This window comes from Flavobacterium sp. ENC, from assembly GCF_020991415.1.
In the GTDB taxonomy this organism is placed as follows: Bacteria; Bacteroidota; Bacteroidia; order Flavobacteriales; family Flavobacteriaceae; genus Flavobacterium.
Window position 1 is genome coordinate 1 of the sequence record NZ_JAJMOY010000024.1, and the last position, 1348, is coordinate 1348.

Consider the following 1348-nt stretch of genomic DNA (forward strand, 5'->3'; position numbering starts at 1 on the left):
CTGGAAGAATCAGTATATGAATCGATTCCGGTAGCAGCTGTTCAGGACGGATATCCGCTATCCTACGCACAACGAAGATTATGGTTTTTGGATCAGTTAAATGAATCATCCATTGCTTACAACGTTACCTTCGGACATTGGCTTCAGGGACCTTTAGAAATAGAAGCCTTGTCGTATGCTTTCAATGCCTTAATAAAAAGACATGAAAGTTTAAGAACGGTGTTCAGATGGGAAAACGAAGAAGTAAAACAATACGTAAAAGCTTCTGAAACGATTGATTTTACAGTAGAAAATATAAATTGGGAAAATACTACAGAGGATGATGAAACGGCAGTAAATACTATTTTTAAAGAATACAATACTGCTTTTAATTTATCGAAAGGACCTTTGTTAAAAGTATACGCGTTCAGGCGTGCAGCAGAAAAGCATTTCCTCTTCATCAACATACATCATATTATTGCAGATGAAATTTCTGTTCAGCTGCTCATTGCAGAACTGCAGGAATTATACAACGCTAAAATTAAAGGAAATCAGATCGTAACAGAAGCGTTAAAAATTCAGTACAAAGATTTCGCGGTATGGCAGCAAACGTCAAAGAAGCATGAAGACATTAGTCATAAATCGTATTGGTTAGAAAAATTATCGGGTGAAATTACCCCGTTGGATCTTCCAACATCATTCCCAAGAGGCATGCAGCAAACATTCACGGGAAAACGTCTGAAACATACATTTGGACAGGAAACAAGTGTAAAGTTTCATTCGCTGTTAGAGCAGCAGCAGTCATCGCTTTTCATGGGTGTGCTTTCTTTGGTAAAAACGCTTTTATACCGTTACACCGGAACGCAGGACATCATTATCGGAACTCCAATATCCGGCAGGATACATCCGGATTTGGAAAATCAGGTAGGATTTTATCTGAATACCTTAGCGCTTAGGGATGAAGTTTCCGGAGATATGAGTTACCAAGCTTTACTGGCACAGGTTAAAGAAACCTGTTTAGACGCTTATGAGCATCAATGGTACCCTTTTGATTTGTTGGTTGAAGAGCTGGATTCTGCACGTGATTTGAGTCGTTCCCCATTATTTGATGTAATGGTGGTTCTGGAAGACATGGAACGTTACGATAAAAAACTTTCCTTCTCCGGTATCACTATTGAAGGAGAATATACAGATGAAGAAACAAGTAAATTCGACATTACTTTTTATTTCAGCAAGCAAAACGATAATTTACAGCTAACGATTGAATACAACACGTCGTTATTCTCCGTTTCGCGAATTGCAAGAATGGCTTCGCACCTGGAAGAATTACTAGCGTTGGTTGTTGCCGCTCCGCAGACCAGCATTGGTT

Annotated in this window: 1 protein-coding gene; it reads left to right on the forward strand. The window is 39.0% G+C overall.

The genetic code is table 11. The features are described from left to right. Window positions 1-1348, forward strand: a 1348-nt coding sequence (locus LPB89_RS21875) for a condensation domain-containing protein (protein ID WP_230703731.1), incomplete at both ends; no start/stop codon positions are given.